Source organism: Streptomyces sp. NPDC006365, from assembly GCF_042870755.1.
Taxonomy (GTDB): Bacteria; Actinomycetota; Actinomycetes; order Streptomycetales; family Streptomycetaceae; genus Streptomyces; species Streptomyces xiangluensis.
On record NZ_JBIAHS010000026.1, the window covers coordinates 1 to 22,543 of the forward strand.

Annotated in this window: 17 protein-coding genes and 1 pseudogene; 14 read left to right on the top strand and 4 right to left on the bottom strand. The window is 71.5% G+C overall.

Translation table 11 applies throughout. The annotated features are described in order from the left end of the window. Positions 1-181, bottom strand: a pseudogene (locus tag ACFYO0_RS41600) (hypothetical protein); the annotation flags it as partial. Between the two features lie 114 nt (positions 182-295). Then, positions 296-928, bottom strand: coding sequence for a ScbR family autoregulator-binding transcription factor (locus tag ACFYO0_RS41605; protein WP_388686777.1), 633 nt, complete (start codon positions 926-928; stop codon positions 296-298). Between the two features lie 244 nt (positions 929-1,172). Between ACFYO0_RS41605 and ACFYO0_RS41610 the strand changes: the two genes are divergently transcribed. From ACFYO0_RS41610 to ACFYO0_RS41620, 3 genes are all read left to right on the top strand, one after another. Beyond that, positions 1,173-2,126, top strand: a complete 954-nt coding sequence (locus ACFYO0_RS41610) for a ScbA/BarX family gamma-butyrolactone biosynthesis protein (protein WP_388686778.1) — start codon at positions 1,173-1,175, stop codon at positions 2,124-2,126. An 82-nt stretch (positions 2,127-2,208) separates the two neighbouring features. Then, the gene (locus tag ACFYO0_RS41615) at positions 2,209-2,892 is read left to right on the top strand and encodes an HAD family phosphatase (RefSeq protein ID WP_388686779.1); all 684 of its coding nucleotides are present in this window, start codon (positions 2,209-2,211) and stop codon (positions 2,890-2,892) included. An 88-nt stretch (positions 2,893-2,980) separates the two neighbouring features. Continuing rightward, a complete protein-coding gene (locus ACFYO0_RS41620; protein ID WP_388686923.1) occupies positions 2,981-3,712 on the top strand; it encodes an SDR family NAD(P)-dependent oxidoreductase in 732 nt (243 codons plus the stop codon). Positions 3,713-3,743: 31 nt separating this feature from the next. Here ACFYO0_RS41620 and ACFYO0_RS41625 read toward each other — a convergent pair whose 3' ends face one another. After that, complete coding sequence (locus ACFYO0_RS41625) at positions 3,744-4,442, bottom strand: TetR family transcriptional regulator (protein WP_388686781.1); 699 nt, start codon at positions 4,440-4,442, stop codon at positions 3,744-3,746. Positions 4,443-4,740: 298 nt separating this feature from the next. Between ACFYO0_RS41625 and ACFYO0_RS41630 the strand changes: the two genes are divergently transcribed. After that, on the top strand, positions 4,741-5,709 hold the full coding sequence (locus ACFYO0_RS41630; RefSeq protein WP_388686782.1) for a hypothetical protein: 969 nt from the start codon (positions 4,741-4,743) through the stop codon (positions 5,707-5,709). A 435-nt stretch (positions 5,710-6,144) separates the two neighbouring features. Then, a complete protein-coding gene (locus ACFYO0_RS41635) occupies positions 6,145-7,317 on the top strand; it encodes an IS701 family transposase (protein ID WP_388686784.1) in 1,173 nt (390 codons plus the stop codon). Positions 7,318-7,844: 527 nt separating this feature from the next. Here ACFYO0_RS41635 and ACFYO0_RS41640 read toward each other — a convergent pair. After that, a complete protein-coding gene (locus ACFYO0_RS41640; protein WP_388686786.1) occupies positions 7,845-8,321 on the bottom strand; it encodes a hypothetical protein in 477 nt (158 codons plus the stop codon). Between the two features lie 344 nt (positions 8,322-8,665). Here ACFYO0_RS41640 and ACFYO0_RS41645 point away from each other — a divergent pair, with 344 nt between their 5' ends. From ACFYO0_RS41645 to ACFYO0_RS41685, 9 genes are all read left to right on the top strand, one after another. Continuing rightward, positions 8,666-9,109, top strand: coding sequence for a winged helix-turn-helix transcriptional regulator (locus ACFYO0_RS41645; protein WP_388686788.1), 444 nt, complete (start codon positions 8,666-8,668; stop codon positions 9,107-9,109). Positions 9,110-9,247: 138 nt separating this feature from the next. Continuing rightward, a complete protein-coding gene (locus ACFYO0_RS41650; protein WP_388686790.1) occupies positions 9,248-10,228 on the top strand; it encodes a DUF1702 family protein in 981 nt (326 codons plus the stop codon). A 107-nt stretch (positions 10,229-10,335) separates the two neighbouring features. Then, positions 10,336-11,334, top strand: coding sequence for a DUF1702 family protein (locus tag ACFYO0_RS41655; protein WP_388686791.1), 999 nt, complete (start codon positions 10,336-10,338; stop codon positions 11,332-11,334). After that, entirely contained in the window at positions 11,331-13,313 is a 1,983-nt protein-coding gene (locus tag ACFYO0_RS41660; protein ID WP_388686793.1) for an FG-GAP repeat domain-containing protein, read from the top strand. The genes ACFYO0_RS41655 and ACFYO0_RS41660 overlap by 4 nt, the downstream gene beginning before the upstream one ends. A 2-nt stretch (positions 13,314-13,315) precedes the next feature. Continuing rightward, a complete protein-coding gene (locus ACFYO0_RS41665) occupies positions 13,316-14,338 on the top strand; it encodes an enediyne biosynthesis protein (RefSeq protein ID WP_388686795.1) in 1,023 nt (340 codons plus the stop codon). Continuing rightward, complete coding sequence (locus ACFYO0_RS41670; protein ID WP_388686797.1) at positions 14,335-20,205, top strand: SDR family NAD(P)-dependent oxidoreductase; 5,871 nt, start codon at positions 14,335-14,337, stop codon at positions 20,203-20,205. Before ACFYO0_RS41665 ends, ACFYO0_RS41670 begins: the two co-directional genes overlap by 4 nt. Continuing rightward, entirely contained in the window at positions 20,198-20,650 is a 453-nt protein-coding gene (locus ACFYO0_RS41675; RefSeq protein WP_388686798.1) for a hypothetical protein, read from the top strand. Before ACFYO0_RS41670 ends, ACFYO0_RS41675 begins: the two co-directional genes overlap by 8 nt. After that, positions 20,647-21,198: a flavin reductase family protein gene (locus tag ACFYO0_RS41680; RefSeq protein WP_388686800.1), complete on the top strand. Its 552-nt coding sequence runs from the start codon at positions 20,647-20,649 to the stop codon at positions 21,196-21,198. The genes ACFYO0_RS41675 and ACFYO0_RS41680 overlap by 4 nt, the downstream gene beginning before the upstream one ends. Next, positions 21,195-22,541, top strand: a complete 1,347-nt coding sequence (locus ACFYO0_RS41685; RefSeq protein ID WP_388686802.1) for a cytochrome P450 — start codon at positions 21,195-21,197, stop codon at positions 22,539-22,541. Before ACFYO0_RS41680 ends, ACFYO0_RS41685 begins: the two co-directional genes overlap by 4 nt. Positions 22,542-22,543 lie beyond the last annotated feature (2 nt).

Here is a 22,543-nt window from a genome sequence, read left to right on the forward strand (position 1 = left end):
CCGTGGCGAAGGGGTTCCGCGCAACGGGACCGGCGTTCTTCAGGGCGAGCAGGATGAACCCGGCCGCGCCCGCCTGCAGCGTGCCGTACACGTACCCGTACCCGTACCCGTACCCGTACCCGTACCCGTACCCGTACGCGTACGGGTACGCGTCGAGGCCGAAGGCCGTCACGATGACCACACGCAGCGGACCGGCGCCCCCGGCCCGTACGGGTCAGGGCCCGGCAGGGCCCCGGGTGTGCGGGCCGGGCGGAGACCGGCCGGGTGCGCCTCGGGGCGGACGCCCGGCAGAGCGTCACGTGAGTTCGAGCGTCCACGTCGAATGCGTGAGCACCTGCGTGATCATGGCCGGCACCGCCACACCCGGAAGCAGATAACGCCACATGCGCTCCACCAGGACCGGGAGGTCGCTCCGGCGTGTGGTGGCGGCGGTGTACATCTGCATCCCGGTGCACGCCTCAAGGATGAACTCCGCCAGCTCCCGGGGCTCGACCCCGGGCTGCAGCTCGCCCGCGCGCTGCGCCTCCTCCAGGTCGTCACCGAGGATCGACACCCAGGACTCGTACGGCGAACCCAGGTGGGCCTGATAGGTGCCCCGCTCGCTCGTGAGACGGACCCCGGCGCGCAGCAGGGAATCGGTCTGGAGCTGGTGCGCCCAGACGATGGTGGCGTCGACCACGCGCTGCAGGCGCTGTGACTCGAGGCGCGGGAGGATGGTGCGCGACTGGGCCTCCATCACGGCGTCGGCCAGCGCTTCCTTCGACTTGAAGTGGAAGTAGACCGCGCCCGGAGTGGTCCCGCACCGCTCCACGATCTTGGCGATGCTCGATCCGCTGTAGCCGAGCTCGTCGAAGACCTGGGCCGCGGCCTGCACGATGGACTCCCGGGTCCGCAGCGCCCGGGGTTGCTTCACTCTGCGCGTTGCCACGGGTACCTCCATAAAAAACCAAACATTCACTATCTTCCCCCGCGGGGGCGCGGCCGAATCCTCGGTGGCCGCATGCCGTTCCGGCGTACCTGCTGATTCCGCGTGGAGTTGAGGCTGCGCTCGCAGATCGTGCCTGGTCGGCGCAGAAATCATATGGATCATGGTCAAAACCCTCGACAGAGAAACAGAACGCCCCTTATTTTTTCTTGGCGCCCACTTGGGCTTCCTCTCTCCTGGAGTGATCATGCTCAGATCCGCCGAACGCGCCGGCGAGGCTCCACCAGCGGTCCTGACCACCACCGTCCCCAAGGAATACGTGCACCGCGCCGCGGTCTCCGAGGTGTTTTTAACCGGTTGGCAGCGGACCGGGGCCGACGACTTCACCGCCACCGCCCAATGGCCGCGCAGCCACAGTTTCTACCGGACCAGCCGCACCCGGTACGACCCGCTGCTGCTGTGCGAAACGGTCCGGCAGGCGCCCGCGCTGCTGATGCACGCCGCCTATCTCGTCCCGTTCGGCCACCAGATGATCTGGACGCGCTTTCGGTTCACCGCCAACCCGCACGCCCTGCGCATCGAACGCCGGCCCGCGGAACTGCAGTTGTACGTCACCTGCTCCGAGATGCGGCGGATACGGGGTGTGCCGGCCGCCGTCACCATGGAGTTCCAGGTCATGCGCGGCTCCGAGCCGCTCGGGTCCGCCGCCACCAGCTTCACCTGCCACTCCCCGGCCGTCTACCGCCGGATGCGCGGGGACCGGGGTGATGCGGCCCGGATCTTCGACGAGGCGTCCGAACCCGCGTCGCCGCTGCCGCCGGGCGAGGTCGGGCGCCTGATCCCCGAGGACGTCGTCCTGTCCCCGTCCGCCCCTCCGGGCCGGCCCGGACCGTGGACGCTGCGCGTGGACACCAGCCACCCGGTCCTGTTCGACCACCCCGTCGACCACGTGCCCGGCATGCTGCTGCTGGAGGCGGTACGGCAGGCGACGCACGCACTCGACTCCAAGAATGACATGGGCATACCCATCGGGATGGATGTCGAGTTCCACCGCTACGTGGAGTTCGACTCCCCCTGCACCATCACGGCGGAGCCGCAGCCGCCCCGCTCCGCGGACGCCCGGCGCACGGTCCGCATCAAGGGCGTGCAGGGCGAGGCGACCGCCTTCACCGCGACCGCGGAAGTGGGCGGCGGCCATTGAGACAGCGACGGGCCGGCGCCGGAATTCCCACGGCGCCGCGTCAGGACCGGTATCTGTGCACCCCTCGGACAGAGGAGAGATCATGCGGCTGGACCATCTGCGGGTGGCGGCGGTCAACATCGACGGGGTGCTCCTGAACGACACGTTCAGCCCCGTGATCCACGACTTCGTGGTCAGCCGCGGCGGCGCGTACACCCAGGCCGTCGAACAGAGCGTCTTCTCGCAGAACCCCAGGACGGCGGCCCGCGCGCTGGCCCGCGCCGCCGGTGTCGCCATGGAGCCCGACGAGGTGCTGGAGACCTACTTCGCCGCACGCGAGAAGTACCTCGCCGACCACCCGGTCCGGCAACTGCCCGGCGGCCGCGAACTCCTGGTCTGGCTGCGCGCGCTGGGGCTGGAGACGGTCTGCTACGGCGGTCTGGGCCGGGACCACTTCCTCCGGCACCTCGACGACTGCGTGGACCTGTTCTCCGCCGGCTACGTGTGCACGGCCGACTTCCGGCCCGGCCTGCGCGAGATCACCACGGACACCTTCGGCCTGCGCTTCGACCAGATGCTGTTCATCGACGACGTCGCGGAGGTGGCCGCGGAGGCCGGGCGGCTCGGCACGGCCTTCATCGGGCATCCCAGCGACTTCGCCCACGGATTCCAGCGCCGGCTGATGGCGGCGTCCGGCGTCCGGCACCTGGTCGACCGGCTGGAGGACATCGACGAGGCCCTGCTGCACCGCATCGACGCGGAGAGCGCAGCACTCGTCCGGGGGTGACCCCACACACGGCACCTGGGGAGGGAGCGCGGTGGCAGCGATCGTGGAAGGCCGCGGAGGGACCGGCCTGGCCGGGGGGAAGGTGGTCATGATCACGGGGGCGTCGAGCGGCATCGGCGCCGCCGCGGCCCGGCTGTTCGCGGCCGAGGGCGCGGCCGTGGTGCTGATGGCGCGGCGCGAGGAGGCACTCCGGCGCGTGGCCGAGGACATCACCGGGGCCGGCGGCGCCGCGGTGTGCGCACCGGGCGACGTCGTCCGGCCGGAGGACGCCGGGCGGGCGGTGCAGGCCGCCCTGACCGCCTTCGGCAGGCTGGACTGCGCCTTCAACAACGCCGGATGGGGTACGTCGGGCCAGCGGCTGCACGAGGTCGAGGACGCGGTCTACGACCAGGTCATGGACGTCAACGTGCGGGGCGTGTGGAACTGCATGCGCGCCCAGCTGCCCTTCATGCTCGACACCGGCGCCGGCGTCGTCGTGAACACGGCGAGCGTCGCCGGGGTCAGGGCGACCCGCGCCTCGGCGCCGTACGTCGCGGCCAAGCACGCCGTGCTCGGCCTGACCCGGGCGGCGGCGGCCGACTACGGACAGCAGGGCGTACGGGTGAACGCCCTGGTGGTCGGCAGCACCCGCACGGAACTCCTGGAGCACGCCACGGAGATCACCCCCGGCGGCGGGGGAGCCGTCGGCGGACGGTCGGCGCAGAAGCGCATGGCGTCGCCCGAGGAGATCGCCGAGGCGGCGGTCTGGCTCTGCAGCGACCGCTCCTCGTTCGTCACCGGAGCGGCGCTCGCCGTGGACGGAGGGCGAACGGCCCAGTGAGAGCCAGAGCCCGCGTCCGAACCCCCGCCGTTCACGCCTGCCCGCCGGACAGGGATTCGGACGGGGCCCCGGTGACGGAGGCTCCCCCCAAAGACGCCGTCCCGTCCACGCCCGCGCCCGGCAGTGGGAGCGTCGCAGCGCTGCCCGACGGTGCGATGCCCTCAAGCACCAGGCGCCAGCTGTGCTGGAGCCGGTCGACGGCACTCTCGTCGGAAGGCGCCGCCGCCTCGGCGTTCCGCAGATTCACCTCGGAGCCCCCGATCAGCAGGCGGATGAGCCCGGTCAGGTCGTCCGGCAGCGTATGACCGCTCAGCTGGCCGCTCGCATGCGCCTGGCCGACCAGGCTGGTGACCAGCGGCAGCCACTCCTCGGCCCAGCCGGTGGAGCTGTGCCGCTCCCGGGACAGGCGCACCGCGCACCGTACAAGTACCTCCTCCTCGATCAGTCGGGTGAGCTCCAGGGTCAACGCGATCGTGCGCTGGAGCGCCGGGGCCGGCTGGTCGGCGATGTGCTCGACCACCGTCCTCGCCGTGGCCCACGCCTCTTCCGCGACGGCATCGGCGAGCTGGGCCTTGTTCGGGAAGTGGAAGGTCAGCGCTCCCATCGAGATCTTTGCGACACCGGCGATCTGAGCCAGCGTCGTGCCGTGGTAGCCGTCCCGGTTGAATTCCACGGCGGCCGCGTCGATCAGCGTCCTGCGCGTACGCACCGCACGGTCTTGCCTGGTCATGTCCTCCCTGGCTTCCTGTTGACAGTCGCATCAACAGAGAGCATTGCCTCCGTGGCGCAGCGCGGCAATGCGAAGTTGCCTGAAATGCGCGACTGTCAATATCCGGCTTCTCCGTCCACCCCCCGACTTGCCGAAGTGTGCCGACGTACCGCCGTGGTCGGTGTCTCCGGCCGTACGCGCGCACTCCGCGGTCGGCAATCTCGGAGACGTTCCCGGACCGGGGTTCTCCCTACTCTCCCGCTGGGGCGGCGCTCTCGCGTCCCTCCCCACCGTCGAACCAGCCGACTGGAGAGCCTCGATGACGCACGCACAAAAGATGCAGGTCTCGTCACGGGACCGTGCGGGACAGACCGATGCACCCGCAACCGGACCGGTGCGCCGGCGGTGGCGCGTGCTCCTGCTGAGCGTCGCCGCGGGCTTTCTGCTCACGGTGGTGTGGTCCGCCGAGTTCGTGGACCGGACGATCGGCGGGAACATCGCCACAACCCTGCTCGGCCACGACCCCGAGGCGCCGATCTCCGGTGTCGTGGCGGGCATCGTCTTCGCCTTCACGTCGGGGCTCGCCGGTACGTTCACCGCCTGCAACATCGCGGCCTTCGGCACGATCGCACCGCTGCTCGGCACGGTGGGCAGCCGGTGGGGACGGGTGGTGCAGGCGCTCAAGCCGCTGGTCCCGCTGTCGCTCGGGATGGTCACGGTGTCCGCGCTGTACGGCGTGCTGGTGGGGTTCGTGGGGACGTCGATGCCGCAGTTCTCCGAGGCCGAGTCCGTCCCCGGGGTGCTCTCCGGCCGCTCCGTGCAGAGCATGGTCGCGTTCGGCGTCGTCGGCCTGTCGATGTTCTGTCTGGGGCTGAGCGCGCTCGGGTTCGTCCGTGATCCCTTCGCGCGTCTTCGCCGCAGGTTTCCGCACGCGCAGACCGTCTTCATGGGCGTGCTGATCGGCGGTTTCCTGGTCGGGCGGCCCTACCCGTTGTTCCGGCAGCTGTTCCGGGACGCGGCGGAGAGCGGGAACCCGCTGTACGGCGCCGCGGCGTTCACGCTCCAGTCGGCGGGCAACATCGCGATCATGGCGGTCGTCTTCGTGGCGCTGTCCGCCGTGGCGGGCGCCCGGGTGCAGCGGTGGATGGCGAAGCCGGGACGCGCCGCCGTCCTCACCGCCGTCGCCCTGATCGTCGCCGGCGCCTTCACGTTCCTGTACTGGGACGTCCGGCTGCTCGCCCGCCGGGAGATCATCCCCTGGTACCCGATCGCCCCGTGGGCCGCTTGAGGCGACACCGGGAGGGCGGACCCAGAACATACCGAGCGGTTGGTGCGGTCTGAGCTGCTGTGACTCCGGGTCCCCGCGCTCCTGTGGCCCCGTACCCCTGCGTCTCTGTGCCCCTGTGCCCTGGTGGCTCCGGGCCCCCGAGCCCCCGCGCTCCTGTGCCCTGGTGACCCGTGACCTGCGATCGAGGCGGCCCGCGATCAGGCCGAACTCAAGCCCCTGAACGGCCGGTTGACCCCCAGGGCGGCGTCCGGTCCCGCCCTCCAGGCCGCCACCCCGACCCGTACCGATTGCCCGTACTTGCCCGCCTCGCCGCCGCGCGGGCGGAGGCGACTTCCCAGAGTCTCCGGGCAGGGCGGCACGGGCAGGTCAAAAAAAGAGGTTAACCGTTATCCTTTTTTGCATCGCTGCGGCCGACAGGGGGACCACGCTGTGTTCATGACGAGCTCGCTCCAGCAGCAGGCATCGGCCTTCGACTTCGCGGAGCAGATCTTCGCCCACCTGCCCCGTGCCGATCAGCGCCGCTGGGCGCACGCCTACCTGGTGAGCCTGCTGCGCACCCCGGGCAAGAAGTCGATGCGGCGGCTGGCGGCGGCCATCTCGGACTCGCCGACGGCCGCGCAGTCGCTGCACCAGTTCGTCAACGCCAGTCCCTGGGAGTGGGAGCCGGCCAACCAGGAGATCATGCGCTGGGCGGAGCAGCAGCTGAACCCGGTGGCCTGGCAGATCGACGTCGCGGTCATGCGCAAGCGCGGCGAGCACTCCTGCGGCGTCCACCGGCGCTTCGTCCCCGACACCGGGAGGTCGGTGAACTGCCAGGTCGGCATCGGCGGGTTCCTGGTGCACCGGGACGGAGCGGTCCCGGTCGACTGGCGGCTGTTCCTGCCCGGCGCCTGGGTCAGGGACTCCAACCGCAGGGCGCGCGCCCGCATCCCGCACGACGTCGCCGCGCAGGGTCTCGAGGACCACGCCCTCGATCTGGCGCGCGCCATGAGCGAGCGCACCCGCCTGGCGGCCGTCCCCGTCATCGCCGACCTCAGCGCCCACGCCGGAGCGGGCACGCTGGTGCGCGGATTCAGCCAGCTCGGCTGCGACTTCGGCGTGGCCGTGCCGGGCAACCTGCCGCTGGTGGTCGGCCGCCACCTCGAAGCCCCACGGCGCGACGGCCGGTCCCAGCCCGTCGTCCTGCCGGCCGGGAAGTTCTTCGAGTCGGGCTACGGCGGCAGCCTCGAAACCACCATCTGTACGGCACCGCAGGGCCGGACCCTGACGGTCCAGGCGGGCCTTGTGGGCCTGCCGCGCAGCGGCCCGTTCGAGAAGCTGCCGCAGCGCGCGTACCGCCTGGTCTCCGTCCGCTGCGACCGGCAGCCGCGGCCCGGCACCCTGTGGCTGACCAACATGGTGCACCGGCGGATCGAGGACGTCATCGCCACGGTCCAGATGCGGGCCCACACGAAGCAGACGCTGCGGGACCTGGACAGCGGCTTCGGGCTCCAGGACTTCGAGGGCAGGTCCTACCCGGGCTGGCACCACCACATGACGCTGGTCAGCGCGGCCTATGCGCACAACGTCCTTGAACGTTCCGAGAGACAGCCGGCACTGGCCTCCTGATCCGAGAGCCTGTGCCGCTTCAGGTGCGTGAGCGGGGGACAGCCACGGGAGGACCGCTCCGCTCACGGGATGGCCGCTTGCGGCGTCTCCAGCGGCGGAGGCATGAGGTGTCCGCGCGCGAGGAAGACGAGGATGCCCAGGCCCGCGGCCACAAGACCCGCGATGAACAGCCCCTCCTTCGAGCCCCGCGGGTCGTAGACCTGGGACGGCAGCCCGATGTCGACCGCGGGAGGGGACTCACCGTCCGCATGCTGTCGCGGTCGGCACCGTAGAAGGAGGCACGCTTGGCGTCGCCACCTCCACGTGGCAGGAAGGCACCCGACCAGCTGCAGCTCTCGTGTCCCGGATGCTGGATGCAGGCCAGTTACTCCGCGGTGAACACCCCGGGCCGGCCGTCCCCTTCGCCGCCCGCAGCGCCGTGCCCGTGTTGGGCAGCGAGACGTACAGCAGCGCCACCGCCGTCAGAAGCAGGACCACGGTCACCAACCGCGACGGCGCAGGACGGGAGGCCGGACCGGGACGGGAGGTCATTCCGCCTGCCCCGCCGGCACTCGGCGGTCCACGACCGCGCAACCGCAGCGCGCGGCCGCGGCATCGGCACGCCGGTGGAGCAGCATGGCGACGACCATCGGCGCGAAGACCAGCGCGTTGTAGAACAGGGGCAGTTCCACCCGCGGGAAGAACAGCTGGATGATGCTGGTCGGAGCCGTCCGCCCGAGGAGGAACGACCCGGTGAGAGCCTGGGCCAGCAGCAGATGCTCGAAGTGGTGCCACACCTGGATGCCGAGCGACACGTTCCACCAGGTGCGCGAGCGCCCGGAGAAGCCGGGGCGGAGCAGGAGCAGCCCCACCAGCATGACCAGGGCGTAGCCGTAGTGCATCCACTCCGACGTGACCAGCCAGGGGAAGGGGATGCCGAGAACGCCACGGGCTTCGGAGAGCGGCCGGTGGTAGACGTAGAGCTGCACCGCCTGGGCGAGGTGCTGCGCCCAGTGGCCCAGCACGATGCCCGATGACGAGATACACGCCGAGCGCCGCTCTGTGCCCGCTGCTGTTCAGCCGGTCCAAGGCCGACGGGGCGTCTGAAGGGCGGCGGTTGGCCCTGACCGCCATGGGCGGGACTCCTTCGGGGAGCGGGCGGGAAGGGCCGTTGCTCACGTCAGGATGACGGCCCCGACCACCCCCGGCGTCTTCCGCAGTGCTCACTTCCCGCGCAGGTGGCAGGGGCTGCGGGAACGGCCACCGGCGACGCGGCGCGGACGCCGCTTTCCGCGGCCGGCCGGTCACTCGTGCCTACTTCACCACCTCGATCTTTTCACAGGACTTGTCGGCTGCCTACCGTGACCGAATGCTGAAACGTACCTATGACGGCCAGGACTGCAACATTGCGCGGTCACTCGAAGTGGTGGGGGAGCGCTGGACGTTGCTCATCGTCCGCTCCGCTTTCCTCGGCATCAATCGGTTCGACGGATTCCTCAGCACCCTGGACATCGCCCGGAATGTGCTCGCCGCCAGGCTCGCCAGGCTGGTCGAGAACGGGCTGATGGAGAAGATCCCGTACCAGGATAAGCCGGTCCGCTATGAATACCGGCTCACTCGGAAAGGAAATGACCTCGCCCGCGCGGTGATCGCCCTCATGCAATGGGGGGACCGTAATCTGCCCAATGAGGGCGGGCCGCCGCGACAGGCGCAGCACATCGGCTGTGAAGGACTCGTGCAGTCCCAGCTGCATTGCACCGAATGCGCGCGGGAGGTGCACACCGAGGAAGTCGCCGTCCGTACGACCCGTTGACAGCCCCCTTTTCTCCGGGGGAACGCAAGGGAGGCCCTGGGCCACCGAACACCTGCGCACGCCTGAAGATGCCCGCGGATCGGCGCCGCCCCGACGATGAGGCCCTCTTGCACTCGTCGTGGAGACAAGGAGGCGGACATGGCGGCGATCGGCACGCTCCGCAGAATGCTCATGGCCCCGTCCCTGGCCGATGTGGAGTTCGTCCGGCGTGGATTTCCCGTCGAGCCGACGGCTGCCACCCGACGGCTGGAGCACGTTCCCCAGGCGGTCGTCTGCGGTTTCGAGTGGGGGATCGAGGCGCCGAGCCTGCACGAGACCGAGCGCAGGCTGGCCATGATCGACCCGGAACTGCAGGGATTCGCCTACGAGGGCGCGACGATGGCCTGCGTCGTCCGGGACGCGATGGGACCGGGCCGCGGGAGCCGCACCCGGGACCTCCTCACCGGCGAGGGCGCCCGGCACATCTTCCTCAACTACATCGGCATCGGGTTCGCCATGGCGCGCCTCCCACAGCCGCTGTGGAAGAAGGTGCTGCCCGAACTCACCGACGCGGCCCTCTACCCGCAGATGCACTGGCTGGCCGTCGACGGCTACGGCTTCGACAAGGCCTACTTCCACACCCCTCGCTTCGTCGACGAGCAGCGCGTGCCCGACGCCTACCCGTGGCAGGGCGACGCCGCCTACTTCCCCCGCGCCGTCGACCAGGGCATCGGCCGCGCGCTGTGGTTCATCCACGGCGCCCACCCGGCGAACGTCGCCGCCGCGGTCCGCCGGTTCGCCGCGGAGCGGCAGCCCGACCTGTGGAGCGGCGTCGGGCTCGCGGCCACGTTCGCCGGCTGCTGCACCCCGGCCAGCCTGCGGACGCTGCCCGCCGAGGCGGGCGAGCACCGGGCCGACCTCGCGCAGGGCGCCGTGTTCGCCGCGAAGGCCCGCGTCCACGCGCAGGCGGTGCCCGAGCACACCCACGCCGCCCTCTCCGCGCTGGCCGGTCTCTCCGTGGAACAGGCGTCCGGACTCGCCGACGACTGCGCCGTGGCCGACGCAGGGAACGCCGGCGTTCCTGCGTACGAACTATGGCGTCGTGCCGTACGGAGCAAGGTGCCGACGGCGAACCGGTGAAGCGAATCTCCATCGGCGTGATGCACCACTCGTAAAGCTGCGCTCCTGCTGATGACTGAATTCAGGCCCGGGGATCGCAGACAATCAATGAGGGGGCGATTCTCCGCGTGTCCACAGGTCTCCGCGCGCTGCGGCGCAAAATTCTCACACCCAATGTCTCGGCCACCAGGCTGGATGTCCGTGGTTTCCATGTGAAGAATGCTGAAGCAAAAGAAAAACTGGAAACCATCGGAAGTACGTTCCTGCAGGGCTATGGCTATGCAGTGGAAGCCCGTTCGCCTGAACAAGCCGAGGAATGGCTTGAAGGGGTGGACCGGGAGTTCCGCGGATTCGCCTACGAAGGCGCCGGAATGGGCGCCGTGATGCTCGACGCACTGGCCGGAAGCACTAAAAGGCTGACCGGTCTGCTCGCCGGGCAGGGGCAGCACCACATCTACATGGTGTACGTCGGAATCGGCTGGGCCATGGCCCGGCTGCCGCGTTTCCTGTGGCCGGACGTGACCCGGACCGACCCGCTGCTGCGCTGGCTGATCCTCGACGGATACGGCTTCCACCAGGCGTATTTCCGTACCGACCAATACGTCCGCGACCCGCACCGGGAGCACCCCTTCACCTGGGCGGGCGGATCCGCCGCGTACAGCGCGCGGGCGATCGACCACGGCATCGGCCGGGCGCTGTGGTTCGTCGGCGGCACCGACCCCGACACCGTCGCCGGACTGATCGCGGCCTACCCCGCGCACCGGCACCCCGACCTGTACGGCGGCGCGGGGCTGGCCGCCACCTACGCGGGCAGCGCCGACGAGGGCGAGCTGCAGAAGTTCGCCCGGCACGCGGGCGAGCACCGCCCGCAGCTCGCCCAGGGCGCCGCGTTCGCCACCGAGGCCCGCGAGAAGGCCGGACTGACGATCCCGCACACCCGGCTCGCGGCCCGCGTGCTGTGCGACCGGACCCCGGAAGAGGCCGCCAGGCTCTGCCGCGACCTCATGCCCACGGCCGACGCGACCGCCGGCAACGCCGGTGCCACACCGGCCTACGAGACCTGGCGACAGCAGATCGCCGCCGCACTCTCCGCCGTTCCCCTCGCGCAGAAAGATGCGAACTCATGACCCACCCACGGACCTGGCTGACCAAACAGGCGCCCGGCGTCGTTGCCTTCGCCCTCATGGTGGGCACCTACTACGCCGTGCACGTACCGGACTCCTCCGCGGCCGACCGGCGCGAACTGGCGGAGAACTTCTCGTTCGCACCGACGTCGATCGCGATGCCGTCCGGCCATCCGCAGCAGACGATCCGCAAGGTCAACAAGGCGTACGAGCACATCGAGGCCTGGATCTCCTCGGTCGGCGCCGGCATCGCCATGAACGACATCGACGGTGACGGGCTGGACAACGACCTGTGCGTCACCGACCCCAGGATCGACCAGGTCGTGGTGACACCGGCTCCGGTGCCCGGCCGCAAGAGCGCGACCTACGAGCCGTTCGCACTGGACCCCGCGGCGCTGCCGAAGAGCAAGACGATGGCGCCGATGGGCTGCACGCCCGCCGACTTCAACGAGGACGGCGCGACCGACCTCCTCGTGCACTACTGGGGACGCACCCCGGTGCTCTTCCTCGCGAAGCCGGACGCGAAGTCCGATGCCAAGGCTGACGCGAAGTCCGGCGAAAAGTCCGGCGAGAAGACCGAGGCCCGTACGACCACCACCATGACCCCCGACAGCTTCGAACCGGTCGAGCTCGTGCCCGGCAACGGCGGGGACACCTACACGGGCCCCCTGTGGAACTCCAACACCTCCGTCGTCGCCGACTTCGACGGCGACGGCCACAACGACATCCTCATCGGCAACTACTTCCCCGACAGCCCGGTCCTCGACCCGTCCAAGGACGGCGGAGTGACCATGAACGACTCCCTGTCGCACGCCCAGAACGGCGGCGGATCCCACTTCTTCCGCTGGACCGAGCAGGGCTTCAAGGAGCAGAAGGACGTCCTGCCCGACGGCATCGACCAGGGCTGGACCCTGGCGGCCTCCGCCAACGACCTGGACGGCGACCAGCTGCCCGAGCTGTACCTTGGCCACGACTTCGGAACCTCGGCGCTGCTGTACAACACCTCCCGCCCCGGGAAGATCAGCTTCAGCGAGGTCAAGTCCGTGCACCGCGGAACCGTGCCCAAGTCCAAGGAGGTGGGCCGCAGTTCCTTCAAGGGCATGGGCGTCGACTTCGCCGACCTCGACAACGACGGCCTCTACGATGCCTTCGTCTCGAACATCACCACCTCCTTCGGCATCCAGGAGTCCAACTTCGCCTTCATCGGCGAGGCCAGGGACAAGAAGGACCTGAAGGACCGGATGAGCCAGGGCGAAGCCCCCTTCACCGACCGGAGCGCGCCGCTGCGGCTGGCCTGGTCCGGCTGGGGCTGGGACGTGAAGACCGGCGACTTCGACAACAACGGCGACGTCGAGATCGTCCAGGCCAACGGCTTCGTCAAGGGCAAGACCAACCGCTGGCCCCAGCTGCAGGAACTGGCGACCTCCAACGACGCCCTCGTCGCCGACCCGCTGTGGTGGCCGAACGTCCGCGAGGGCGACGACCTCGCCGGCAACCAGACCCTGCGCTTCTTCAGCAAGGCCGGCGACGGCGGCTACGAAAACCTCGCCCAGGAACTCGGCATGGCCGTGCCCGTGCCCACCCGGGGCATCGCCACCGGTGACGCCGACGGCGACGGACGCCTCGACATGGCGGTCGCCCGCCAGTGGGGCGAGCCGGTCTTCTACCAGAACACCACCGCGAAGCCCGGCGACCACCTCGGGCTGAAGCTCGTCGACCAGGCGGGCTCTCCGGTGATCGGCGCCCAGGCGGCGGTGACGCTGTCCGACGGCAGCACCCGCCTCGGCCGGGTCGACGGCGGCGGCGGCCACTCCGGGCGGCGCAGCAGCGACGTGCACATCGGCCTGGGCCAGGAGACCGACGGTCCCGTGCGGGTCGACCTCCTCTGGCGGGACCGCAGCGGCCAGGTACGCAAGCAGGATCTTCAGCTGAGCCCTGGCTGGCACACGCTCCAGCTCGGCGCCGACGCCAAGGAGAAGTGACCGTGTCCGACAAGCAGACAACCGCGCAGGCAGCGCCACAGGCGGCGCCCCGGCACGATGCCAAGGTCATCAAGGCGCTGCGCCGATTCGCCCTCTCGATCTCCGTACTGAACATCCTCGGCTACACCGTGCTCGGCTTCGAACAGCCGTGGACCTGGCCCTTCGTCGCCCTCGCCACCGCCTACGCGGTGGAGACCGGGCTGGAGGCGATCAGCGCCCGGGTCGACGGACGCCGGGCCCGCTACCTCGGCGGCGGTCCCCGCGGAGTGATGGACTTCCTGCTCCCCTCGCACATCACCGGCCTGGCCGTGAACATGCTGACCTACGTCAACGACCGGGTCTGGGTCATGGTGTTCGGCGTCATCGTCGCCGTCGGCACCAAGTGGGTGCTGCGCGCCCCGCTGCGCGGCCGGATGCGGCACTACATGAACCCGTCGAACTTCGGCATCGCCGTCATCCTGCTGCTCTTCCCCTGGGCCAGCATCGCCCCGCCCTACCACTTCACCGAGTACCTGTACGGCCCCGCCGACTGGGTGCTCCCGGGCATCATCATCGTGCTCGGCACCATGCTCAACGCCAAGCTCACCGGCCGCATGTGGCTGATCGCGGCCTGGGTCGGCGGATTCGCGCTGCAGGCCATCGTCCGCGGCCTGCTCTTCGACACCTCCATCCCCTCGGGCCTCGGCATGATGACCGGCACGGCCTTCGTCCTCTTCACCAACTACATGATCACCGACCCGGGCACGTCCCCGTCCGGACGCCTCCAGCAGATCGCCTTCGGCGGCGGTGTCGCCGGTATGTACGGGCTGCTCACCGCGCTGCACATCGCGTACGGCCTGTTCTTCGCCACCGCGCTGGTCTGCCTGATCCGCGGCGGCTACCTGTGGTGGCTCGACCGCCTGGGCAAGCGCACCGAAGCGGCGGCACCGCCGGCCCCCGTGCACGAGTCCTTCAACACCCTGCTGGGCGCCCGGTCGGTCAACGGAACCGCTCCGGGCGGACAGAAGGAGACGGTGTCCGCATGAGCAAGATAGCCATCGTCGGCATGGCCTGCCGCTACCCCGACGCGGTGACCCCGCAGGAGCTGTGGGAGAACGCCGTCGCGGGCCGCCGGGCCTTCCGCAGGCTGCCCGACGTACGCATGAACCTCGCCGACTACTACGATCCCGACCCGGCCGTGCCGGACCGCTTCTACGCCCGGACCGCGGCGGTCCTGCAGGGGTACGAGTTCGACCGCGTCGCCCACAAGATCGCGGGCAGCACCTACCGGTCCACCGACCTCACGCACTGGCTCGCCCTGGACGTCGCGGGCCGGGCCCTCGCCGACGCCGGCTTCCCGGCGGGCGACGGCCTGCCGCGGGAGACCACCGGCGTGATGATCGGGAACACCCTCACCGGGGAGTTCTCCCGCGCCAACGTGATGCGGCAGCGCTGGCCCTACGTGCGCCGGGTCCTGGCCGAGGCCCTCAAGGGCATGGGCTGGGAGGACGAGCGCGTCGCGGAGTTCGCCGCCGGGATGGAGGAGGAGTACAAGAAGCCCTTCCCGCCCGTCAACGAGGACACCCTGGCGGGCGGCCTGTCCAACACCATCGCTGGCCGCATCTGCAACCACTTCGACTTCAACGGCGGCGGCTACAGCGTGGACGGGGCCTGCTCCTCGTCGCTGCTGGCCGTGACCACCGCCGGTTCCGCACTGCTCAGCGGCACCGTCGACGTGGCGGTCGCCGGTGGCGTCGACCTGTCCATCGACCCCTTCGAGATCATCGGGTTCGCGAAGACGGGCGCCCTGTCCACGAGCGAGATGCGGCTGTACGACCGCCACTCCAACGGCTTCTGGCCCGGTGAGGGCTGCGGCATGATCGTCCTCATGCGGGAGGAGGACGCGCTCGCCGCCGGGCACCGCATCTACGCGAGCATCCCCGGCTGGGGCATCTCCTCCGACGGCCAGGGCGGCATCACCCGCCCCGAGGCCAACGGCTACCGCCAGGCCCTCGACCGCGCCTACGAACAGGCCGGGTTCGGCATCGAATCCGTACCCCTCTTCGAAGGCCACGGCACCGGCACCGCCGTCGGCGACCTGACCGAGCTGACCGCGCTGTCGGAGTCCCGCACCGCGGCCGGCGCCGACACGCCCGCGGTCATCAGCTCCATCAAGGGCATGATCGGCCACACCAAGGCCGCGGCCGGCATCGCCGGACTCATCAAGGCGGCCATGGCGCTGCACACCCGGATGCTGCCGCCCACGCTCGGCTGCGTCGACCCGCACGACCTGCTCACCGCCGACAAGGCGCCGCTGCGGGTGCTGCGCCGGGCCGAGGCCTGGCCGGACGAGCTGCCGCTGCGCGCGGGCGTCACCTCCATGGGATTCGGCGGGATCAACACCCACGTCGTCCTCGACAAGACCGCCGCCCTGCCGCACAAGGCCCCCAGCCGCCGCGCCCTCACCCTGGCCGGCTCCCTGCAGGACAGCGAACTCCTGATGTTCGACGCGCAGTCCCCCGGCGAACTGCGCGAACGCCTCGTCCAGGCGGCCGACTACACCACTCAGCTGTCGTACGCGCAGATCGGGGACCTCGCCGCGACACTCCAGCGCGACCTCCTCGACCAGCCCTGGCGGGCGGCCGCGGTCGTCACCTCCCCGGAGGACGCCGGACAGCAGCTGCGCGGGCTCGTCGAGGCCCTCGACGCACGCGGGTCCGACGACGGCTTCCGGGCCGTCGACGGCGGCCGCACGTTCCTCGGCCGGACGGGTGAGAACAGCCGGATCGGCTTCCTCTTCCCCGGCCAGGGCTCGGGCACGGGCACGGCCGGGGGCGCCCTGGCCCGCCGCTTCCCCGAAGCGGCGGACGTCTACGCCGGCGCCGGGCTGCCCACCGACGGGGACACCACCGCCACCGAGGTGGCCCAGCCCCGCATCGCCACCGGTTCGCTGGCCGGCCTGCGGGCGCTGGACGCCCTGGGCATCGAGGCGGACGTCGCCGTCGGCCACAGCCTCGGCGAACTCGCCGCCCTGCACTGGGCCGGAGCGATGGACGGCCAGGTGCTGCTCGACGCCGCCAAGGTCCGGGGCCGGGCCATGGCCGAGCACAGCGCCTCCGGCACCATGGCCTCGCTCGGCGCCGCACCGGCGGCCGTCCAGGAACTGACGGCCGGTCTGCCGGTCGTCGTGGCCGGGTACAACGGGCCCGAGCAGACCGTCGTCGCCGGACCGGTCGACGCCGTCGACACGCTCGCGGAGCGGGCCGCGCGGGCCGGCACCGCCTGCACCCGCCTCGCGGTGTCGCACGCCTTCCACTCCCCGCTGGTCGCGCCTGCCGCCGACGCGTTCGGCCGCTGGCTCTCCGGAACCGCGTTCGCGGGCCTGGAGCGCCGGGTCGTCTCCACCGTCACCGGCGCCGAACTGACCGGGCGGACCGACCTCGCCGGGCTGCTGCGGGACCAGATCACCGAACCGGTGCTGTTCACCCAGGCGGTGACCACCGCGGCCGACGACGTCGACCTGTTCGTCGAGGTCGGCCCCGGCCGGGTGCTGAGCAGCCTCACGGCCGCCTCCACCGACGTCCCCGCGCTGACCCTGAACACCGACGACGAATCCCTGCGCTCCCTCCTGCAGGTCGTCGCGGCGGCCTGGGTGCTCGGCGCACCCGTGATCCACGAGCGGCTGTTCCGGGACCGGCTGACCCGCCCGCTGACCATCGGGGCCGAACTCAGCTTCCTGGCCAGCCCCTGCGAGCAGGCACCGCAGCACGACCCGCCCGCCGTCACGGCCCGGCCCGCCGACACCGACACCGCCGCCGACACCGGAGGAGCGGCGACCACGGCCGGGAGCGCCGGGGACTCGGCACTCGACGTGCTCCTCGCCCTCGTGGCCGAACGCGCCGAACTGCCCGTGGAGTTGGTGGACGCGGGCAGCAGCCTCCTCGACGGACTGCACCTGAGCTCGATCACCGTCGGGCAGATCGTCAACCAGGCCGCCACGCGCCTTGGCATCCCTGCCACCCAGATGCCGACCAACTTCGCGACCGCGACGGTGGGCGACATCGCCGAGGCCCTGGAGTCCCTCGCCGGCACCGGCGGCGCGGACGAGGCCGCCCCCGTGGTGGCCGGTTCCGCACCCTGGGCCCGCGCCTTCTCCGTCGCACCGCAGGAACTCGCGCTGCCCGACGCGCCGGTCGCCGCCGAAGGTGCCAGCGACTGGCAGCTGTTCGCCCCCGACGGCCACCCGGTGGCGGACCGGCTGGCCACCACCCTGCGGCAGTCGGCCCTGGGCCCCGGTGTCCTGGTCTGCCTGTCCGACGCCTGCCCGCCCGAAGAGGTGGAGTACGCGCTGAACGGCGCCAAGGCCGCCCTGGCCGCCGCCGGTGCCACACCGGACCTGCGGTTCGTCCTGGTGCAGTCCGGCCGCGGCGCCGCCGGTCTCGCCAAGACCCTGCACCTGGAACAGCCGGGCCTGCGCACCACCCTCGTCCAGACCCCGCTGACCGCCGACAGCGCCGAACAGGCGGTGACACGCGTGCTCACCGAGGTCGCCGCCGTCACCGGCAGCACCCGGTTCTGCGAGGCGCACTACGACACCGACGGCACCCGCCGCGTACCGACCCTGACCGCCCTGCCGGTCCGGGCCGACCGCACGGACCTGCCGATCGGCACCGCGGACGTCCTCCTCGTGACCGGCGGCGGCAAGGGCATCTCCGCCGAGTGCGCCCTGGCCGTGGCCCGGGAGACCGGCGCCGCCCTCGCCGTCCTGGGCCGCTCCGACCCGGACACCGACACCGAACTCGCCGCCAACCTGGCCCGGATGGCCGACCGGGGCGTGACGCTCCACTACGCCCGCGCCGACGTCACCGACGCGCAGCAGGTCCGGGCCGCGGTCGGCGAACTCACCGACCGGCTCGGCCCGGTCACCGCGCTGCTGCACGGCGCCGGGCGCAACGAACCCGGCCCCCTCGGCGGGCTCACGCAGGCGGACATCGAGCAGACCTTCGCCCCCAAGGTCGACGGCCTGCGCACGGTCCTCGACGCCGTCGGACCGCAGCACCTCAAGCTGCTCGTCACCTTCGGCAGCATCATCGGACGCTCCGGACTGCAGGGCGAGGCGCACTACGCCACGGCCAACGAATGGCTCGCCGACCTCACCGAAGAGGTGGCCCGCACCCACCCCGGCTGCCGGGCCCGCTGCCTGGAGTGGTCGGTCTGGTCCGGTGTCGGCATGGGGGAGAAGCTGTCCGTCGTCGAGACCCTGTCCCGCCAGGGCATCACCCCCCTCTCGCCCGACCGGGGAGTGGAGCTCCTGCTCCGCCTCATCGGCGACCCGGACGCGCCCGTCGTCACGGTCGTCAGCGGCCGCACCGAGGGCATCGGCACGGTCCGCCGCGACCTGCCCCCGCTGCCGCTGCTGCGCTTCACCGGCACCCCGCTGATCCGCTACCACGGCGTCGAACTGGTCACCGAGGTCGAGCTGAACGCGGGCACCGACCCTTATCTCGCCGACCACCTGGTGGACGGCAACCTGCTGATGCCCGCCGTGCTCGGCATGGAGGCCATGGCCCAGGTGGCGTACGCGGCCACCGGCTGGGAAGGCACCCCCGCCTTCGAGCGGGTGCAGTTCCAGCGGCCCATCGTGGTGCCGCCCAACGGCGCCGCCCGGATCCGCATCGCCGCCACCGTGACCGGCACCGACACCGTCGACGTGGCCATCCACGCCGTTGACACGGGCTTCACCGCCGAGCACTTCCGGGCCCGCCTGGTCTACACGAACGCGCCCGCGCCCGCCGGAGCACCCGAGCAGGTCGCCGCCGGGACCACCCCGGTCGCCCTCGACCCGGCGGCCGATCTGTACGGCAGCGTGCTGTTCCAGGGCGGACGCTTCCAGCGGCTGCGGCGCTTCCACCGGGCCGCCGCCCGCGACGTCGACGCCGACGTGGCGGTCGCCGGGCCCACCGGCTGGTTCGCCGGCTTCCTGCCGTCCACGCTGCTGCTCGCCGACCCCGGGATGCGCGACGCCCTGATGCACGGCAACCAGGTCTGCGTCCCCGACGCCACGCTGCTGCCGTCCGGCATCGAACGGCTGCAGCCGATGGGCGCCGGCACCGAACTCCCCGGGGAACCGCAGGAGTTGCGCTACTGCGCCACCGAACGCTCCCGGGACGGCGACACGTACGTCTACGACATCGCCGTACGGGACCGCAAGGGAACCGTGGTGGAACGCTGGGACGGACTGACCCTGCACGCCGTGGGCAAGACCGACGGCTCCGGACCCTGGGCGCCGCCGCTGCTCGGCTCGTACCTGGAACGGACCCTGGAGGACATGCTCGGCCGGCGCATCGCCGTCGCGGTCGAACCGGACCGGCAGGACACCGGCACAGAGCCGGGCAGTGTGGCGGCCCGCCGGGCGGCCACCGCGGCCGCCGTGCAACGCGCCCTCGGCGCCCACGCCGACCTCCGGTACCGGCCCGACGGGCAGCCGGAGATCGACGGCGGCCTGCGGGTCTCCGCCGCCCACGGCATGGGACTGACACTCGCCACGCTCTCCGACGCCACCGTGACCTGCGACATCGAGCCGGTCAGCATCCGCCCGGACAGCGAGTGGCAGTCGCTCCTCGGCGAGTACGCACCGCTCGCGGCGCTCGTCGCCAAGGAGACCGGCGAGACCCCCGACACGGCCGCCACCCGGGTGTGGAGCGCCGCGGAATGCCTGCGCAAGGCCGGATACCTGGCACAGGTCCCGCTTGCCCTCACCCCGCACACCCGCACCAACTGGGTGTCCTTCTCCTGCGGTGACCTCACCGTCGCGACCTTCGTCACCACGCTGCGCACTGCCCTGGAGCCCGTCGTCTTCGCCGTACTCACAGACAGCACACCGCCCAGCAACGAAGGGGCCCACCGTGCCTGACACCTCCGCCTATACCTACACGGCCGGTACCGACGAGCCGGACGGTGCCGTCGACGACGCCTACCTGAGCTGTCTGATCCGGCAGGAGCACTCCCGGGACCTGCACCTCGTGCAGCGACTCGGCGCCGCCGGGAGCCCCGCCATGGCCGACCCCGTGACCCTGGAGATGGACTGCGAGCTGTACACCGCGATCACGCCCGGCGACGAGCTGACGATCCGTGTGCACTCCCGGCAGATCCGGCCCGACGAGCTGGAGTTCACCTTCGAGCACGTCAGGGGCCTGCCCGGAGGCGGCGACGAGCTGGTGGCCCGGGGCAGCCAGCGCATCGCCTACGGGCAGCCGGGGGCCGGCGCCACCCTGGGCACACCCCCGGTCACCCTCGCACCGGCCCACGAGCGGCGGCTCGTGCCGCACGACGGGATACCGGCCGGGAGGCGGTCATGAGCGTCCTGGCCGCTCCGCCCGCGGAGCTCGTCGACATCGAGGACGGCAAGCAGCTGCGCCGCACCTTCGGGACCTTCGCCACCGGAGTCACCGTGGTGACCGTGGGCGGGGACGACTGCCGCGGCATGACCGCGAACTCGTTCACCGCGGTCTCCCTCGACCCGGCCCTGGTCCTGGTCTGTGTCGGGCGCGACGCGGTCATGCACCGCAGCCTCGCGCACGCCGAGACCTTCTCGGTCTCGGTGCTGGCGGCGGACCAGGAGGCCGTGGCCCGCCACTTCGCCAACTCCTCCCGGCCCGCCGGACGCGGCCAGTTCGAGACCGTCGACTGGCTGGCCGGCGCCGCCACCGGCACCCCGCTGATCGCCGGCGCCCTGGCGCACCTCGAATGCGTCAAGGAACGGCTGTACGACGGCGGCGACCACACCATCTTCGTCGGCCGCGTCCTAGCCGCCGGACGGACGGCGGCGGCCGGCACCCCGCTGCTCTTCCACGGCGGCCGCTTCGGCCGCCCGGCCACCGAGGGAGCGGAGGACCGTACGCCATGACCCGACACCCGCCGGGCCCGCCGCCCGCCGCACTGCCCGGACTGCTGAAGAAGCTCGCCGTCGACCGGCTCGGCCTGATGCGGGAGGCGGCGGCCCTCGGCGACGCGGTCCGGGTCGTCATCGGCCCGAAGAAGCTGTACGTGTTCAACCACCCGGACCACGCCAAGCACGTGCTCGCCGACAACAGCGCCAACTACCACAAGGGCATCGGCCTCGTGCAGGCCCGACGCGTCCTGGGTGACGGCCTGCTGACCAGCGACGGCGACATCTGGCAGGAACAGCGCCGCACCGTCCAGCCGGCCTTCAGGCCCACCCGCATCGCCCGCCAGGCGGACGCGGTCGCGGAGGAGGCGGCCAAGCTGGTCGCCCTGCTCCGCGGGCACGAGGGCGCGGGCCCCGTCGACGTCCAGGACGAGCTCACCGGGCTCACCCTCGGTGTGCTCGGCCGCACCCTGCTCGACACGGACCTCGGCGGCCACGACGCGGTGGCCCACTCCTTCGAAGCGGTCCAGGACCAGGCCATGTTCGAGATGGTGACGCAGGGCCTGGTGCCCAAGTGGCTGCCCACCCCCGGGCAGCGGCGGTTCCGCAAGGCCCGCAAGGAGCTGTACGAGGTCGCCGACCGGCTGGTCGCGGACCGCACCGGACGCATGGCGGACGGCGAACCGCCGCAGGACGCCCTCGGCCGGATGATCCTCGCGGCCCGCCGGACGGCCGACGCCACACCCGCCCGGGCCCGGCTGCGGGAGGAGATCGTCACCCTCCTGCTCGCCGGGCACGAGACCACCGCGAGCACTCTCGGCTGGACGCTCAGCCTGCTCGACAAGCACCCCGAGGTCCGCGAGCGGGTCCGGGCGGAGGCACGGCAGGTCCTCGGCGACCGCGACCCGCAGCTGGAGGACCTGCACCGGCTCGGTTACACCACCATGGTGGTGCAGGAGGCCATGCGGCTGTACCCGCCGGTGTGGGTGCTGCCCCGGGTGGCCCAGGAGGACGACGAGGTCGGCGGCTACACGGTGTCGGCCGGTGCCGACGTCCTGGTCAGCCCGTACATCCTGCACCGGCACCCGGACCTGTGGGACGACCCGGAACGGTTCGACCCCGAGCGGTTCGACGCCCAGCGGGTGGCCCACCGGCCGCGGTACGCCTACATCCCGTTCGGTGCCGGTCCCCGGTTCTGTGTCGGCAGCAACCTCGGCATGATGGAAGCGGTCTTCGTCACCGCGCTCCTCACCCGGGACCTGACGCTCACCTCCGTACCCGGCCACCGGGCGGTTCCGGAGCCCATGCTGTCGCTGCGCATGGCGGGCGGACTGCCGATGACGGTGACCGCGGCGAGCTGACC

Excerpts from the sequence above, each read along its gene's own strand:
- ACFYO0_RS41630 (WP_388686782.1), top strand. The coding sequence starts at position 4,741 with ATGACGCACGCACAAAAGATGCAGGTCTCGTCACGGGACCGTGCGGGA.
- ACFYO0_RS41685 (WP_388686802.1), top strand. The coding sequence starts at position 21,195 with ATGACCCGACACCCGCCGGGCCCGCCGCCCGCCGCACTGCCCGGACTG.
- ACFYO0_RS41670 (WP_388686797.1), top strand. The coding sequence starts at position 14,335 with ATGAGCAAGATAGCCATCGTCGGCATGGCCTGCCGCTACCCCGACGCG.
- ACFYO0_RS41620 (WP_388686923.1), top strand. The coding sequence starts at position 2,981 with ATGATCACGGGGGCGTCGAGCGGCATCGGCGCCGCCGCGGCCCGGCTG.
- ACFYO0_RS41625 (WP_388686781.1), bottom strand. The coding sequence starts at position 4,442 with ATGACCAGGCAAGACCGTGCGGTGCGTACGCGCAGGACGCTGATCGAC.
- ACFYO0_RS41610 (WP_388686778.1), top strand. The coding sequence starts at position 1,173 with ATGCTCAGATCCGCCGAACGCGCCGGCGAGGCTCCACCAGCGGTCCTG.
- ACFYO0_RS41650 (WP_388686790.1), top strand. The coding sequence starts at position 9,248 with ATGGCGGCGATCGGCACGCTCCGCAGAATGCTCATGGCCCCGTCCCTG.
- ACFYO0_RS41635 (WP_388686784.1), top strand. The coding sequence starts at position 6,145 with ATGACGAGCTCGCTCCAGCAGCAGGCATCGGCCTTCGACTTCGCGGAG.
- ACFYO0_RS41680 (WP_388686800.1), top strand. The coding sequence starts at position 20,647 with ATGAGCGTCCTGGCCGCTCCGCCCGCGGAGCTCGTCGACATCGAGGAC.
- ACFYO0_RS41645 (WP_388686788.1), top strand. The coding sequence starts at position 8,666 with ATGCTGAAACGTACCTATGACGGCCAGGACTGCAACATTGCGCGGTCA.
- ACFYO0_RS41660 (WP_388686793.1), top strand. The coding sequence starts at position 11,331 with ATGACCCACCCACGGACCTGGCTGACCAAACAGGCGCCCGGCGTCGTT.
- ACFYO0_RS41615 (WP_388686779.1), top strand. The coding sequence starts at position 2,209 with ATGCGGCTGGACCATCTGCGGGTGGCGGCGGTCAACATCGACGGGGTG.